Raw genomic sequence first — 15,469 nt, forward strand, 5'->3', positions numbered from 1 at the left:
AGTTGACCGAACCTCAATTATGGTTGTGAAGGTGTTGATCGCAAAACCGCCGTGTCTTGTGATCAAGCCGCCCGGGCCTCTAAAAGCCCGGGCCGTTCGCGACACGTCCTAACTGGCCAAGCCGCAGGAAGAGGCATCGCTGTTGTTGGTCGTGTCAGTTTCCACCACGCCGTCGGCCGGGTTGGCGTTGACGGTAATCTTGAAGGGAACCTGCTCGCCGCCCTTGACCTCATCCGGGAAGGCGAGTGACAGGGTGGTTTCATCCCCGTTCGGACCCAGTGCCGGTGTCGGAAGATCGACCACGACGCCGCTTTGGAAGAAATCAACGCGCGTGGTCGAAGGACCGGCCGGTCCCGCGCCGATGTTACGGACGATGATCCGCAATTCGCGTGGCCGCAAGCAGTACCAGGCTGGGAAAGGCGGCGGGCCGGGCGGGAACGGCTGCACCGGGATCAAGTCCGGTTTCTTCGGCGGCGGAGGAGGCGGTGGCGGCGGAGGGGGTGGAGGTGGCGGTGCCAACTCGACCAATTGAGGTACGACCGGTTCGACATCAATCGATTGCACGTCGCCCTCGCCATGGGCCGCGGTATAGACAGCGACCACGTCGAGCGGTGTTTCGCTATCGATGAACACGAACCCTTTGAGGAAACAGCACTCGGCCACCCGCAGGTGTCGGGCCACGTCCTCGCAATCAATCTCCATCGATTCCCAGGGCCCGAGTGCGTTCTCGGTTTCGGCAGACACGTTGCCCGGCTTCTCGTTTGGCAGTGCCGAGGAAACCCGCTTGCTAAAGCGCACTTCTTCCCCGCTACCGTTACCTATATTGATCGCCGTGTGATAGCGACCGGACGATAGGATGCGGCCTTTGGAGCAGCCGCAGACGAACTTGACTGCGTAACGATAGGTGACCTCCTGTTCTTCTTCGTCACAGCACTCTGTGTCGTCTTCGGCGCGGTTAACCTCCATCCGGCGGATGGCGACGTTGTTGTCACCAAGCGCCAGCCGCGCGACGGGCAGACTGCCCGCAATTGTCTCAACGTTGCTGCGGTCTTCGGGCGTGTCGACGCTGGCAAGAATGCGTTCCTCGCACAAGTCTTCGGGGCACCAGGGGATGGGCCCGACGATCACGTCGCCTCCGCTTGGCACTGGCTGACCGACCGGTGTACCCACTACAAGCGGGTTCCAGTCGCCCGGCCATGTGGCACCCTTGCCGCCGGTTGCGCGGGCCAGCGAAAGCGTGACCGCATCGGCTTTATTGTAGCCACGGTTGCCGATCCGGACATACAGGTAGTTCTCAACGCAGCGGCGTGGCGTTTCATGCTCGGTGCCGCCGTCGGGGCGGTGCCGATTCCAGATGCCGGGTGCGGCATCACCCGGTCCGTGCCACGGGTATTCGCCCTGGCGTCCATCATCAACAAAGATGTCCACATCGGGCGGTGCTCCGTTGTAGAGCGCCTGTTTTTCAAACCCCCAACGCACCACCTTGTGGGCCCAACCCCCGGCGGCACCGTCAAACAGGGTGGTGTTTCGGTCGGATTCCTGCAGTGCGTTCGAAAACCCGACCACCGTATTGGGGACGATCCCCGCCAGAAGCGGCACCGCTTGCAGGATCAGATAGACGGTGTATCTGCTTGCATGGATCCTGTCGTCCAGATCCGGCGCGTCACCGCCCAGAGACCGGTAGATGCGGCCCAGAGTGGTGGCGTTGATCTCAGTTGAGAGATACCCGCCCACGTCCATCGTGCCGCCCCAGCCCCAGCCCGAAGCCACCGAGCGGTCCCACCGTCGGGTGATCAGGTTGCTGAAGGGGAAGGTGCGAAAGCGATCCGGCGCGTTCCCTTGCGGATCGTACAGGATCGCCGCAAGCGCATCTCCGAATCCGTGGCAGAAGCCGAAATTGGGCGAATTGAGGTGATCCCACAGCACCGCGTGTCCAAATTCATGCGCCGATACCCGCGAGTCTGTCGCCATCCCGACAGTGGACCCATTGGCGGCCAGCGCATAGCGAAAACGCAGCACCCCGTTGCCCATGGCATTGCCGGGGGCTTGCGCGTTCACGGGTCCCGCAGCGGGGTTGAACCAGCGGTGATCGACATCTACCGGAAAGGTCACCCCGTCAAAGTAACTGGGCAAGTCGAAGCCCAGCGATTGCACGAAACGATACAGAAAATCGTGGTTGTAATACGCGCAGACCGCCGCAAAATCGTCACTGTCGGCGGCGTAGTCAAAGATCGATGCGGCACCGCCGTTTTCGGTTGGGGGTGCGATGTTGGGCGGATCAAGGTCGCGCACCGCCACCAGTTCCCCGCTCAGCTCAACGGGTGCGCCGCCGCCGGGCAGGATCATCCGCTCCAACGTAACCAACTCGCGCTGGGCGTCCAGCAGCGCGACAGGCGCTGTCGGGTCAAGCTGGGAATCCCCCGAAAGCGAGATCGGATCGTTGGTAAAGACGTAGCCAGAGACACAGCCCACGAGCGGTCTGATGTAAAGTACAGCGCCAGTCTCCCAGTCGACGAGGGCGCGCCAGTTCAGCTCACCATAGTCAGGCAGCTTGCAGCCGAAATGCACAAGGCTTGCGAAACGCCAGTCACCGTCTTTGATGTCCTTCGGCACGCGGCCGATATCTGGCAGCGGCGTCAGCTTGGTGTCCTTGGCCTCGCCCGGTTCCAGATGCGGCAGCCGGTGCTCGGCGTCGTAGCGATAGACGAAGTCGCGCGTGTCGTTGACTTTGAACCGGGTGAATTTTGCACCCTTCGCGGCCTCGCGCAGGATCGCGCCCGCCTGTTTATTGCGATCTGTAGGCGGGGCGGGGACCTTGCCGAGGTCAATATCTGCGGCCACACTGGAGCTTGACCCAGTGACAGTATTGTCGGGGCCCGCCATACGCAGCGTCAGGCCGCGTTCCCAAACGGGAATGCCGTGAAAGGTTTGACGGAAGGTGAAGATCAGAAACGACTGTACGGCTTTGGCCTCTTCCAGCCGCAGTTTGCTACCTTCCTGGCGGTCGAATTTGCCTGTCACATCCTCAGCCAGCCGATCAAGCAGATCAGGCGAGAAGCGGTAGTGGCCCGAAACCTCGGACGCGTACGCCCGCGCCACGTCCAGCGCGCTGGCACCTCGTGCGCGCCCAGCCAGAGGGTCACTTTGATGCTGAAGTCCGATGATTGCGCCGTTTGATGCGCGTTCAAATTCTGTTTCCGGCATAATTGCCTCCGTTCGATAGCATACTGAAATGCTGGCCCAGGGGCCCCGGATGGTCCGGCCGAACAGCTTAAAAATGACTTTGTGCAAATACGAATGACAAAACGCGATGGCCGGAGAAACCCATCGGCGATCCTACCAGCACGACAATTGTATCATTTTGAGCCGATTCACGCAAAAGATGTCGGCTATATTCAGCCGGTCTCGTTTTTGGGGCGGTGATATTCCGGCTGTGGAGCGCGGTCGTTCTTGCGCTCGATTATGCTAGATCAGAGCGCCAGCCTGCCAGACCGGTTGGGCCTCGTAGGCTGGGCAAGCCTTCGCGTCAGTCCACCACGTGACACTGCCAACAGGTTGCCAAACACAACGCTCGTCAGCTTCTGAGAACGGCGGATGCTGCGATGAGATTGCCGTTCAGGTGCCATTGTCCTGGGATGGTGTTTGTTGGCAAGCTTGGCGGGCGGAAACCCGGGTTGAATTCTGCACGCCAATGCAGGCCATCTTCGTTGACCAGGACATTCAGCGCCTCGAATTCAAGGAAGGTCTTTGTGATTGCGTATTGCGCTTTGTATGCAGCTTCCTTCGCGCAAAAGATCAATTTCGCCAGCACGCCCGGCGCCAAAAGCGCGCTATTTCCGAGTTGGAGCTTTTCCGGCTCGGTCAGGACAACAGGGATCAGTTCAGACGATAGCGGCGCTGCTTCTTCAACGTCGATCCCTAACCCGATGATGTCAGATTTTCGCGCTACAGCCGCGCCACACCAGTCTTTCGTATGACTGATGCTGCCTGTGACGCCCTCTGGCCAGATGGGCGACCGATCAGGCCCGGCCGGGACTTCCATGCGTGGCAAGCCCAATCGCGCCATTGCCGATCTTGCCATCATGCGACCGGCCAGAAATTCCCGCCGTCGGCTATCGATAGCGTTCTCGATGAATGCATGCTCGCGTTCAAACAGCAGGCGCGCATCCCAGCTGATCTGGCGTGGATCGGTTTCATCCACTTCAACTTGCGCCGGGAGAATGCGCCGGAACATGCTGTTCATGAATTACCTGAAGTCTTGATTTTGGGTTTGCTGCGCAGACGCTCGGCGAGGTTCTGGAATACAGCGAAGAGAACCGGGATCATCAACAGACCGAGGGTGCTGTCGACAATCATTCCGGCAAAAACCGGATAACCGATAGAAACCCGACCTGCTGCGCCTGCGCCGCTGGCCAGCATCAAAGGCAAGACCCCGAGGATGAAGCACAAGCCCGTCATTGTCACTGGACGGAAACGCATATGCGCGGCTTTGATCGCAGCTTCGTCGATGGACATGCCGTCCTTGATGCGCATGTTATGAGCGAACTCTACCACCATGATGGCCTTCTTGGCGGCGAGGCCAATCAACAAGACAATCCCGATCTGTGCATAGATGTTGTTGTTGATCAAAGGAATGAATTGCAGCGGGATCAGCGCTCCGAGAACCGCAAAAACGGTCGAGGCCATGATGGCAAGAGGCAATATCCAGTTTTCATACTGGGCGACCATGAAAAGATAGGCAAAGATCACGGCCAGGCCGATGATGAAGAGAACCAGATCTCCGGCCTCGACCTCTTGCAGTGTTACATCCGTCCATTCCAGAATGTAACCGTCGGGCAAAGTGCTGGCGGCGACGTCTTCAACCAGTGCAATGCCATCGCCCGAGCTGACGCCCGTTTGCAACTGCGTGCTGATCGAAGCAGAGTTAAACAGGTTGTAGCGGTAAAGGATTTCTGCCCCCAATTGCGGCTTGACCGTAATGAATGTTCGAAGAGGCAGGGCAGTCCCGGACGCATTTTTCACGTATACGCCGTCGATCTTGTCCACGGATTGCCTATGCTCTGCATCCGCTGACATCACCACCCAATACACCCTGCCATCGCGCACAAAGTTGTTGACGTAAAGCGACCCGAAGCTGGCTTGCAACGCGGTGAATATATCGCTGACATGCACCTGCAGCGCCTCGGCCCGGTCGCGGTCGATGTCCAGGAAGTATTGGGGTGCGTTGGCGGACATGGAACTATAGGCTTGCTGGATTTGCGGTTCTTTCATGAGGGCCGCAAGCAAGCCGTTCTTGACCGCATCAAATTCCTGAATACCCCTGGATTGTAGGTCAAGCAACTGACCCGATAGCCCGCCAGACTGGCCCACACCTGCAATCGCGGGCAACGGGAACACGAACGAGGTTGCCTCGGGCTTGGTTGCAAGAACATCATTCAGCGCGAACATGATGCTGTACCATTGGGTGTCTTTGGTCTTCCGCTCGTCCCACGGATCGAGAAGCATGACCACCATTCCGACATTGGATTTGTCACCGGCAATCAGGCTGAACCCGGCGATTGATGTCACCGACGCTATGCCCGGGTGTTGTCGCACCTGTTCGCCGATATCCAGCAACACCTCTTCGGTGCGTTGCAACGAAGCGCCATCGGGCAGCGTGACGCTGGCAAAAAGAACGCCATTGTCCTCGGGCGGGATAAACCCGGTGGGTGTGTGCAGGAACAGGTAAACGGTCCCTGCCACGACGCCGGCGTACAGGATCAGACACAGGGACTTGAATCGCAGCGTCAGCCTGACCAGCGCTACATATCCATCCCGGCAGCGGTTGATCGCATTGGGAATGATGCGGGCAATCCCTTTGGGATGTCCGGTTTTGCGACTCAGGAACTGGGCGCACAGCACGGGGCCCAGTGTAAGGGCATTGATCGCCGAAAGGGCGAAGGCAAAGGTGATCGTCAAGGCGAATTGCAGGTAGATGCGGCCCGTAATGCCCGGAAAGAAGCAGACCGGAATGAACACGGCGGCCAGAACAAAGGTCGTTGCGATAATCGGTCGGGTGACCTGCGACATGGCTTTGAGCGTGGCCTCGCGCGGGTCGAGACCGTCTTCCTCCATGATCCGCTCGGTGTTTTCGATGATGATAATTGCATCGTCGATCACCAAGGTAATGGCCAGAACGATCGCAAAAAGGGTGATCATGTTCGCGCTGAATCCGATCAGATAGATCAGCGCTATGGTTCCCAACAGAGATACGGGGATGGCAACCGCAGGGATGATTGTGGCGCGGATGCTGAGCAGAAACATAAAGGTCACGGCCACAACGATTGCGGCTGTTATCGCCAGAGTCGTTATGATCTCGTGGATCGACTGACGCACCGCGTCGGTCACGTCATAGGCCAGAATGTACTCGATATCATCGGGGAATTGCTGGGCCAGTTTTTCGATCTCTGCCTGGACAGCGGTCGATACATCGATCGCGTTTGCACCGCTTTCCTGAAAAATCGCAAGGATCGCTGACGGCTGACCGTTGTAATAGGCGATGGCCGAGTAGTTCTCGGCGCCCAGTTCAATGCGGGCAATATCCTTCAGTCGCACAAATGAGCCATCATTCTGTGCCTGAATGATGATGTTCTCGAACTGCGTGGGTTCGTCCAGCAGGCCCTGCGCGTCCAGCGTAAACTGAAACGCTGTCGTCTCATCTCCGAAAGGGGCCGCACCGATCTGTCCTGCGGCGGCTTCAATGTTTTGCGCCTGTATCGCGGATTGCACGTCCGCGGCATCGATGTTCAGCGCAGCCATCTGATCCGTATTCAACCACACCCGCATGGAATAGTTCAGCTGGCCAAACTGTGTTGCCGCACCCACCCCGTCGATGCGGCTGAGCGGATCTTGAAGGACGTCTGCCGTATAGTTGCTGAGGTATAGTTGATCGTAGGTCTTCTTGGGTGAGACCAGATTGATCACCTGCAGCATGTTGCTGTTCTGTTTTGAGGTGGAAATCCCCTGCTGCGTCACGGCAGTAGGCAAGAGCGGCGTAGCGAGTGCAACACGGTTTTGGACATCTACAGCCGCGATATCCGGATCGGTGTTGATGTCGAAGGTGACCGTCAGGATATATGTACCCTCACTCGATGACGAAGAAGACATGTAGATCATGCCCTCAACCCCATTCACCTTTTCTTCGATCGGTGTCGCCACGGCGTCCCGGATCAGAGCGGCATTTGCCCCTGGATAGCTTGCAGTGACCTGAATCTGTGGCGGCGCGATTGACGGAAACTCGGCGATGGGTACCAGCCGGGTTGCGATCGCACCCACCAGCACCATGATCACGGCCAGGACGATGGCAAAGTTCGGGCGATCAATGAAGAATTTGGGCAGCATATACGGCACTATGGGCTAGGATTGGTTTTCGGTTGGGGCGACTTTTTCACCCTCCCTGACCCTTTGCAGGCCCTGAATGATGACAGTGTCCCCCGCCTGCAGGCCCGAAGATACGACCCAGTCAAGGCCGCTTTGCGCACCCAACGCGACATCCCGTCGTTTGGCGATATTGTCGCCATCCACCACAAATACGAAGTGACCCTTTTGATCCAGCTGGATGGCGGTCTGCGGGATCACCACCACTTCCTTGGCGTCCGGATCTTGGAAGGTGACCGTCACCACCTGACCGGGCACCAGAAGCCCGTCAGAATTGGCAAAGGTCGCGCGTATCTCGATCGTATCGGTCGTTGGGTCAATCTCGTTGCTGATATAGGAGACCTCACCACTCCGCGGATAGGCGGCGCCGGTGCTCAGCCCCAACCGCACGTTCAGTTTGGATGAATTCTGTCCGACCAACCCCTCTTGCCGCTTGCGGATCAGGTCCCGCTCGCTGACATAAAGGCTGACATAGATCGGGTCGACGCTGGTGATGGTCGCAAGCACGCCGGAATTCGAACTGACCAGATTTCCCACATCGACGTTTGATTTCGAAATGCGCCCGCTGATTGGGCTGGTGATCGTTGTGTAGCCCAGATTGATCCTTGCCTGCTCCAATTCTGCCTGCGCTTGTTTGACCGCCGCCTGATCAGCACCCAAGGTTGCCTCGGATGCGTCGACGGTAGATTGCGGAACATCGTCGCGCTCGAGCAGGGCCAGCTGGCGCTCGTACTCTACCTGAGCCCCCTGCGCGGTGGATTCTGCACCGCTGACGGTTGCGGCCGACTGATCAACAAGCGCCTGATAGTAATCCCGCTCGATCTCGAAAAGCACATCACCCGCTTTGACCAGTCCGCCTTCGACAAATTTACGCGCCTCCAGCCTGCCCTGAACGCGGGCGGTAATATCTATGGTGCTCACCGCTTCGACGCGGCCCACATAGGAATCGGTCAAACTCGGTTTCTGGGTTTGCGCTTTTTGGACAAGCACAGTAGGAGGCGTGGTATCGGTCTGTGCATGCGCCACCGACGCTGATACCGAAAACAAAGCGGCCGCCAAAGCGACCCGAGCATTTCGCAGCAACACATATCCACCCGTGTCTGAGAGCACCTGTAGCAAGCGTTGCATTGGTTCGCCCCCCAGTCAATTGCTACAGGGTTGGAACGCAAGGCGTTTGGCGTGTGCATGCACGCTTGGACATGGGCACTGAATGGGACTGGACGGCAGAAAACCTGTACCGTTGTGTCGGGTGAATCTGCTGACTTGATTGCGAATTGCGGTTTATGGCCCGATGGTTAGAATGATGCGTGCCGAGCACCTGCCAGTGTAACTGCGAACAGAAAGACTGCATGAAGCGCCTTATCCTCGTGATCGGAACCTTTCTGGTTTGTCTGGTCCCCCTCGTGCTGATTTATTCCGCAAGCGTGTACGCTTACGGTCGCTACTTCTACAAAAGCCAGTCTGAGTTGCCCGGCTGGCCAGAGGCACAGCATTTTGACGATCCGGTCGAATGGCAGACCGACGACCCGCAACGGGTCCGCATATTGGCCATGGACGGTGGTGCTTTGTATGGCCTTGCGGAACTTGAAGTTTTGAAGGCGATCGAAGAGAAATCCGGCCAGCCCATACATGAGCTTTTTGATTTTGTTGCTGGCTCGTCCACCGGAGCTATCATAGCCGCCTTGTTGTTCAGCCCGTCCGAGGCTGATGGCCAGCCGTTGACAGCGGAACAGGCGCTTGAGGGCTACCAGGAGTTCGCACGCGATATATTGGGCATACCCTTCTACCACAGGATACTGACGGGCAATGGGCTGTTTGGTCCGGCGATACCCAATGAAGGCCGCATTCGGGTATTCGAACAGACGTTTGGCGAGGCGGCGTTCAACGACCTTCTGCGGCCAGCGATGTTTCCGTCCTTCTCTCAGAAAGAGAATGGTCTGCGCGTGTTCCGCAATTGGGACAATGTCGAGGGCAACATCTATCTTCGCTCATTGGTGACGGCGGTGACCAGCGCGCCGGTTTATTTCCCTGCGGTCACACTGTCAGGGGAACACGCTTCAGGCGAATTTCTCGGAGACGCTGCCATGATCCTGAACGCGCCGGGCGAGCTCGCTTATTTACATGCCCGAACGAACCTGCCCGAACATCAGGAATTCGTGGTTGTCTCGCTTGGCAGCAAGCAACGGCAACCTGTATCAACCGAAACTGCGGAAGGTGGCGGGCTCATCAAGTGGTTCTTCCCGATGATGCGCATGGTCTTCAGCGGCGAAGCCACGGTCAGTTCGCATGCGTTGCAACGGCATGCGGATTTTGAGTCATCTATTCAAATAGACAGTTACTTTTTGTCCCCGGATACTGTTGCAGGCGTTAGTGGATTTGATCCAAAGCAAGAGAACATAGACAAAATCCGAGCTTCAGGGCAGCGGTATGTTGAACAGAACTCGGACTTGATCGATGAGGTCGTGCAGAAACTCACAAACCCATCGCAGTGACTGTTTCCTATCTCGGGGAGGTTTTGCTGCCGATGCTTATGACCAGCAGCATATCGGATGCACAGAACGGGTCGTCCTCAGGCGCTAGCCAAATCTACCCATGCGGGTTCGGCAAGCTCTTGCAGTCAGGGTGCCGGGCTTACGGGACCTGAAGTTGGGGAACTGGTTTCGTGTCACGGCTCACTGTTTGCGTGGCAATCAACTCGGCAAGCTCTGGCCGACAGGAACCACAATTTGTCCCCGCCTGCAGGACCGCGCCAAGCTCATCCACATCGACAGGCTTCCGCGCTTGAATGGCGTCCACAATCGTTTTCATGCCGACTCCGAAACACGAGCACACGACAGGTCCGCAATCAACCGCGTCAGCGGATGAGCACCCCGACAGCATCTGCTGCAAAGAGGTATCCGGAAAAGATGCCAGATACTCACGCATAAGCGTGACCGGCTTGCGTGACACATATAGGGCCGCCAAGACGTGATCACCCTCGTAGAAGGCAATTCTGAACGACCCGCGAATTGGATCTTCGACCCAGGTCGATGCCGCATCGGACAACCCGAACCATTTGGTCGCCGTGCGCTTCCAATCGGCGACGGCGTCATAGCCAGCCAGTTCCATTCTGTAGCCGTTTTCGGATTTGGACAGCGCCCAATAATCGGACTGAGGCGTCGGGGCGAAGCGGGACACTGCAAAACCGTACCATGCAGCGTTCATGCGCCTGACCGCGACCGCCACCGCCTTGCTCTCGGGTTGTCCCGAGATTGGGTCCGTCACGCTGGGCACAAGCGCGTCTATTCGGCCACTGGGCGCATTTTCTGCCGACCAGTGAATTGGCGCGAAGACCTGTCCCGGCGCAACGGCGTCGGTGATACGCAGGCGAAGGACACCCCTGCCAACCGGACTTTCAACCTCTACCAGATCAGCAGAACGCAGATCCAAACGGATGGCATCCTCGGGGTTCAGCTCAAGGAAAGGTTCGGCAAGATGGGCGGATAACCGGGGCGACAAACCTGAGCGTGTCATCGTGTGCCACTGATCCCGGTTCCGCCCTGTGTTCAAAAGAAATGGATATTGCGCCGATGTTTCAGCCCGAGGGGGCCTGTGACCAACCGCAACAAAACGCGCTTTGCCGTCGGGATGAAAAAACCTTCCATTCCCAAAGAACCGCCCGCCAGTTGCATCCGATGTAACCGGCCATTTGGTCGGAGGCAGCGCCTCATAGTCCTCGTCGCTGAGCTTCGAGAACCCGGATATATCGAAGTCCTTGCCAAACGTCTTTGCCAGAGAAGAGAGCGCAGCGTATTCACGAAAGATCTGGCCGGGGTTGTCATAGTCGAATGCAGTGTGCCACCCCATGCGCCGTCCGACCTCTGACAGAATATCCCAATCCGCCCGAGCCTGCCCCGGCGGAGCGAGAGCCGCGCGCTGCCTACTGACGGTGCGATCCGAATTTGTGACGGTGCCATCTTTCTCGGCCCAACCCGTTGCTGGCAGCAAAACATCCGCAAGGCGCGCCGTGTCGGTGCATTCAGTCAGATCGCTTACAACAGTAAACGGGCAATCGGCGATCGCCTGACGCACTCTGTCAGCATCCGGCATGGTTGCAGCCGGATTGGTGTGGATAACCCAAAGCGCCTTTATCGTTCCGTTTTCCACCGCGCGAAACAGGTCGACGGCTTTTTGTCCCTGTTGTTCCGGCATGCGCGGCGCGTGCCAGAATTGCTGAACGGCAGCGCGATGGTCTGCATTCTCAATGTCCAGATGGCAGGCCAGCATGTTCGCCAGCCCGCCCACCTCGCGCCCGCCCATTGCATTGGGCTGGCCGGTGACCGAAAACGGCCCCATCCCTTCGCGTCCGATGCGCCCGGTGGCAAGATGGCAGTTGAGAATCGCGTTCACCTTGTCGGTGCCGCTGGAGGATTGGTTGACGCCCTGACTGAACACGGTCACGACCCGCTCGGTTCCGATCCATAAATCGCAGAAGGTTTCAAGCTGGGCCGGGTCGAGACCCGTGGCAGCCGGATCATCCTGTTTTGCCAATTTCAGGGCATCGTGCATGCCGCGGGTGTGCTTTAGATAGTTTTGGTCGGTATGTCCCGATGCGTGGATTTTGCCCAGAAGATGATTGAAAAGGGCGACATCACTGCCCGGCTGCAGTGCAAGATGAAGGTCTGCCTGGTCGCAGCTCGCTGTGCGGCGCGGGTCAATGACAATGATTTTTGTCCCGCGCGCCTGACGGGCAGAGATGACCCTTTGATACAGAACCGGGTGGCACCACGCGAGGTTGGAGCCCACAAGCACGACCAGATCGGCCTTGTCCAGATCCTCATACGTACCGGGGACTGTATCTGTTCCAAAAGCGCGTTTGTGGCCAGCCACAGTCGAGGCCATGCAAAGACGCGAGTTCGTGTCGATATTGGCCGAGCCGATGAAACCCTTCATCAGCTTGTTGGCGACATAGTAGTCCTCGGTCAGCAGTTGGCCGGAGACGTAGAATGCGACGCTGTCAGGTCCATGTGCCTTGATGGTGGCAGAAAACTGATCGGCAACCCGCTGCAATGCGTCGTCCCATGTCGCGTCCTCGCCAAACATCCGTGGAGTCAGCAACCGGTGATCAAGCCCGACCGTTTCGCCCAAAGCCAACCCTTTCGAGCAGAGGCGCCCGAAATTTGCGGGATGGTCGGGATCTCCGCGCACCGTCAATCCGCCCGCGCCGTCAGGACGTAACAGAACGCCACACCCGACCCCGCAATAGGCACAGGTCGAGCGGATCTCGGGCAGGCCGGTCCCGTCCATCAGGCTGCGCTCCGCCGTGTGATTGTGCTGTCATCCAGCAGGATGCGATCACCTTCAAGGCGCACCGGGTAAGTTGCAATCCGCCCGTCATCCGCCCCCTGGGCTTCACCTGTGTTCAGGTCAAAAACCCAATTGTGGAGCGGGCAAGTCACGGATTGTCCGTGCACAATGCCCTCGGCCAGCGGGCCACCTTTATGAGGGCAACTGTTGGTGGCGGCAAAGACCTCGGACTCGGCTGTGCGGAAGACGGCGATACAGCCGACGTGCGTTTTCACCAGACGCGCCCCGCGCACAGGTATTTCGTCGATATGTCCAATGTCGATCCAGCTCATTCTGCGGCCTCCAGTGTGAAATCGGCAATCGGCGCATAAGTCCTGGCCTTGTTTTGTACATGCTCTGCCCACGGGTCCTTACGATAGATGCTCTGGGACAGTTCGAACCGTTCGACCAGAGCGGCACGGTTCTCCCGGTCCTCCACGACCTGAGCCTTGACCCAGTCCATGCCGACCTTACCCAGCCATTTATACAGACGGTCCAGATACTTGCCGCCTTCGCGATAGGCCTGAGTGACAGCCATCACGACTTCAATCGCTTCGTCTTCGGTTGGGACCTGACAGAGTAATTCAGTCTCTTTGACGTCCATACCGGCGGCCCCGCCGATGCTGATCTGGTACCCTGAGTCCACGCAGACCACACCGATATCCTTGCAGGTCGCCTCGGCGCAGTTGCGGGGGCAGCCCGACACCGCGAGCTTCAGCTTATGGGGCGTCCACGAGCCCCAAAGGGTTTTCTCAAGCTTGATGCCAAGGCCGGTGCTGTCTTGCGTGCCAAAGCGGCAATGATCGGTGCCGACGCAGGTTTTGACTGTACGCAACCCCTTGGAATAGGCATGCCCCGAGACCAGACCGGCCTTGTTCAGATCCGACCAAATGGCAGGCAGGTCGTCCCCTTTCACACCCAGCAGGTCGATCCGCTGACCACCTGTGACTTTTACTGTCGGGACGTCATACTTGTCGGCCGCGTCGGCAATAGCGCGCAACTCGTCGGGTGTTGTAATCCCGCCCCACATCCGGGGCACGACGCTGAAAGTGCCATCTTTCTGGATGTTTGCGTGCTTGCGTTCGTTCACGAACCGGCTTTGCGGGTCGTCCTGATACTCCAGCGGCCAATCGGCCAGCAGGTAGTAGTTAATCGCAGGCCGGCAGACATGGCAGCCATTGGGTGTATTCCAGCCCAGTTCCTGCCAGACAGCAGCCTGACTTTTCAACTCTTGCCCCTTGATCAGGCGCCGCACATCCTCATGGGTCAGATCGGTGCAGCCGCATACGGGCTGCGCAGCAGGCATCTGGAACTCATCGCCCAGAGTGACCTGCAACACTTGTTCAACCAATCCGGTGCAAGTCCCGCAGGATGCGCTGGCCTTGGTGGACGTGCGCACCGCGCTCAGATCACCCGCCCCTGCATTGATCGCCTGGACAATCTCGCCTTTGCATACGCCGTTGCAGCCGCAAATCTCCGCCTCAGGCGGCAATGCTGCAACGGCTGAGAGAGGGTCCGCAGTGTCGCCCCCCTGATAGGCCGGGCCAAAGATCAACGTCTCGCGCATGTCTTCGATGCTGGTGCCGTCCTTGATGAGGCCAAAGAACCAGCTGCCGTCAGCAGTGTCGCCATACATGACAGCACCGATCAGACGATCCTCTTCGATCACAAGGCGTTTGTAGACGCCGCGTGACGGATCGCGGAAGACAATATCCTCACGCCCAGGACCATCGGCAAAATCGCCCGCGCTGAACAGATCGCAACCGGTGACTTTCAGCTTGGTTGAGAGGGTTTTCTGAGCAAACGCAGCCTCTTCGCCCAACAGCGCCTGCGCCGCGACCTTCGCCTGATCATAGAGCGGAGCGACAAGGCCAAAGACCGCCCCGTCATGTTCGACGCATTCGCCTACGGCGTAGACATCCGGGTCCGAGGTCAGCATCTGGTCATCCACATGAATGCCGCGCCCAGTGGCCAGACCGGCCTCTTGCGCCAGTGCGGTATTGGGGCGGATACCCACCGCCATGACCAGCAGATCACAGGGCAATTCGGTCCCGTCGTCCAGAAGCAGCGCGCGGACTTTGCCATCTTCCCCGAGGATTTCCTTGGAGTTCGCCTGCAGGCAAATCTTGATGCCTTTGTCCTCCAACGACTTCTTCAGTAGATAGCCTGCGGCTTCGTCCAGCTGGCGTTCCATCAGATGGCCCATGATGTGCACGACGGTCACTTCGGCCCCATGCGCGGCCATACCCGCAGCGGCCTCAAGCCCCAGCAAGCCGCCGCCGATGACGACAACCTTGTTGCCCGAACCCATGCCCATCATCCGCTGGGTGTCTTCCAGATCGCGATAGGCGATCACACCGTCCAGACCATGACCGGGCAGAGGGATGATGAACGGATTTGACCCTGTAGCAACAATCAGCTTGTCGTAAGGCACATGTCCGTTGGCCCCTTCGACCACTTTCATCTCTCGGTCGATCTTGGCCACCTTTTCGCCAAAGCGGCAGGAGATACCACGCGCGGCATACCAGGTGTCGTCATGGGTGACGATCTCATCATAGGTCTTCTCGCCCGACAGGACCGGGCTGAGCATGATCCGGTTGTAATTCCCGCGCGGCTCGGCGTTGAACAGGGTGATGTCGAACGCATCGGGCGCGGCGTCGGTCAGGTGCTCCAGCACCCGGCCCGAGGCCATCCCTGCGCCAATGACAACAAGTCTTTGCTTCATGAT

Annotated in this window: 8 protein-coding genes; 1 reads left to right on the forward strand and 7 read right to left on the reverse strand. The window is 58.4% G+C overall.

The window, feature by feature from the left end; all coding sequences use genetic code 11:
* Window positions 1-108: 108 nt before the first annotated feature.
* The 4 genes from ACR0KM_RS06595 to ACR0KM_RS06610 form a co-directional block, all read right to left on the reverse strand.
* A complete protein-coding gene (locus ACR0KM_RS06595) occupies window positions 109-3,204 on the reverse strand; it encodes a hypothetical protein (protein ID WP_480858430.1) in 3,096 nt (1,031 codons plus the stop codon).
* A gap of 370 nt (window positions 3,205-3,574) precedes the next feature.
* A complete protein-coding gene (locus ACR0KM_RS06600) occupies window positions 3,575-4,243 on the reverse strand; it encodes a 4'-phosphopantetheinyl transferase family protein (RefSeq protein ID WP_480858432.1) in 669 nt (222 codons plus the stop codon).
* Window positions 4,240-7,380 carry an efflux RND transporter permease subunit gene (locus ACR0KM_RS06605; RefSeq protein WP_480858433.1) on the reverse strand — a complete coding sequence of 1,047 codons (3,141 nt, stop codon included), beginning with the start codon at window positions 7,378-7,380 and terminating at the stop codon, window positions 4,240-4,242. The genes ACR0KM_RS06600 and ACR0KM_RS06605 overlap by 4 nt, the downstream gene beginning before the upstream one ends.
* Window positions 7,381-7,395: 15 nt before the next feature.
* A complete protein-coding gene (locus tag ACR0KM_RS06610; protein WP_480858435.1) occupies window positions 7,396-8,544 on the reverse strand; it encodes an efflux RND transporter periplasmic adaptor subunit in 1,149 nt (382 codons plus the stop codon).
* Window positions 8,545-8,966: 422 nt separating this feature from the next.
* Here ACR0KM_RS06610 and ACR0KM_RS06615 point away from each other — a divergent pair, with 422 nt between their 5' ends.
* Window positions 8,967-9,908 (forward strand): patatin-like phospholipase family protein, encoded by a 942-nt coding sequence (locus ACR0KM_RS06615; protein ID WP_480858437.1) that lies wholly within the window; start codon window positions 8,967-8,969, stop codon window positions 9,906-9,908.
* Between the two features lie 139 nt (window positions 9,909-10,047).
* On the opposite strand, the gene ACR0KM_RS06620 is transcribed toward ACR0KM_RS06615, so the two are convergent.
* Genes ACR0KM_RS06620 through nirB form a run of 3 tightly spaced genes read right to left on the reverse strand, consistent with a single transcriptional unit; the run spans window position 10,048 to window position 15,466 of the window.
* Window positions 10,048-12,702 (reverse strand): molybdopterin-dependent oxidoreductase, encoded by a 2,655-nt coding sequence (locus tag ACR0KM_RS06620; RefSeq protein ID WP_480858438.1) that lies wholly within the window; start codon window positions 12,700-12,702, stop codon window positions 10,048-10,050.
* Window positions 12,702-13,034, reverse strand: a complete 333-nt coding sequence (nirD, locus tag ACR0KM_RS06625) for a nitrite reductase small subunit NirD (protein WP_480858440.1) — start codon at window positions 13,032-13,034, stop codon at window positions 12,702-12,704. The genes ACR0KM_RS06620 and nirD overlap by 1 nt, the downstream gene beginning before the upstream one ends.
* Window positions 13,031-15,466, reverse strand: coding sequence for a nitrite reductase large subunit NirB (gene nirB, locus ACR0KM_RS06630; protein ID WP_480858442.1), 2,436 nt, complete (start codon window positions 15,464-15,466; stop codon window positions 13,031-13,033). Before nirB ends, nirD begins: the two co-directional genes overlap by 4 nt.
* Window positions 15,467-15,469 lie beyond the last annotated feature (3 nt).

The organism is Ruegeria sp. G10, assembly GCF_056533645.1.

Excerpts from the sequence above, each read along its gene's own strand:
- ACR0KM_RS06600 (WP_480858432.1), bottom strand. The coding sequence starts at position 4,243 with ATGAACAGCATGTTCCGGCGCATTCTCCCGGCGCAAGTTGAAGTGGAT.
- ACR0KM_RS06595 (WP_480858430.1), bottom strand. The coding sequence starts at position 3,204 with ATGCCGGAAACAGAATTTGAACGCGCATCAAACGGCGCAATCATCGGA.
- nirD (WP_480858440.1), bottom strand. The coding sequence starts at position 13,034 with ATGAGCTGGATCGACATTGGACATATCGACGAAATACCTGTGCGCGGG.
- nirB (WP_480858442.1), bottom strand. The coding sequence starts at position 15,466 with ATGAAGCAAAGACTTGTTGTCATTGGCGCAGGGATGGCCTCGGGCCGG.
- ACR0KM_RS06620 (WP_480858438.1), bottom strand. The coding sequence starts at position 12,702 with ATGGACGGGACCGGCCTGCCCGAGATCCGCTCGACCTGTGCCTATTGC.
- ACR0KM_RS06605 (WP_480858433.1), bottom strand. The coding sequence starts at position 7,380 with ATGCTGCCCAAATTCTTCATTGATCGCCCGAACTTTGCCATCGTCCTG.
- ACR0KM_RS06615 (WP_480858437.1), top strand. The coding sequence starts at position 8,967 with ATGGACGGTGGTGCTTTGTATGGCCTTGCGGAACTTGAAGTTTTGAAG.
- ACR0KM_RS06610 (WP_480858435.1), bottom strand. The coding sequence starts at position 8,544 with ATGCAACGCTTGCTACAGGTGCTCTCAGACACGGGTGGATATGTGTTG.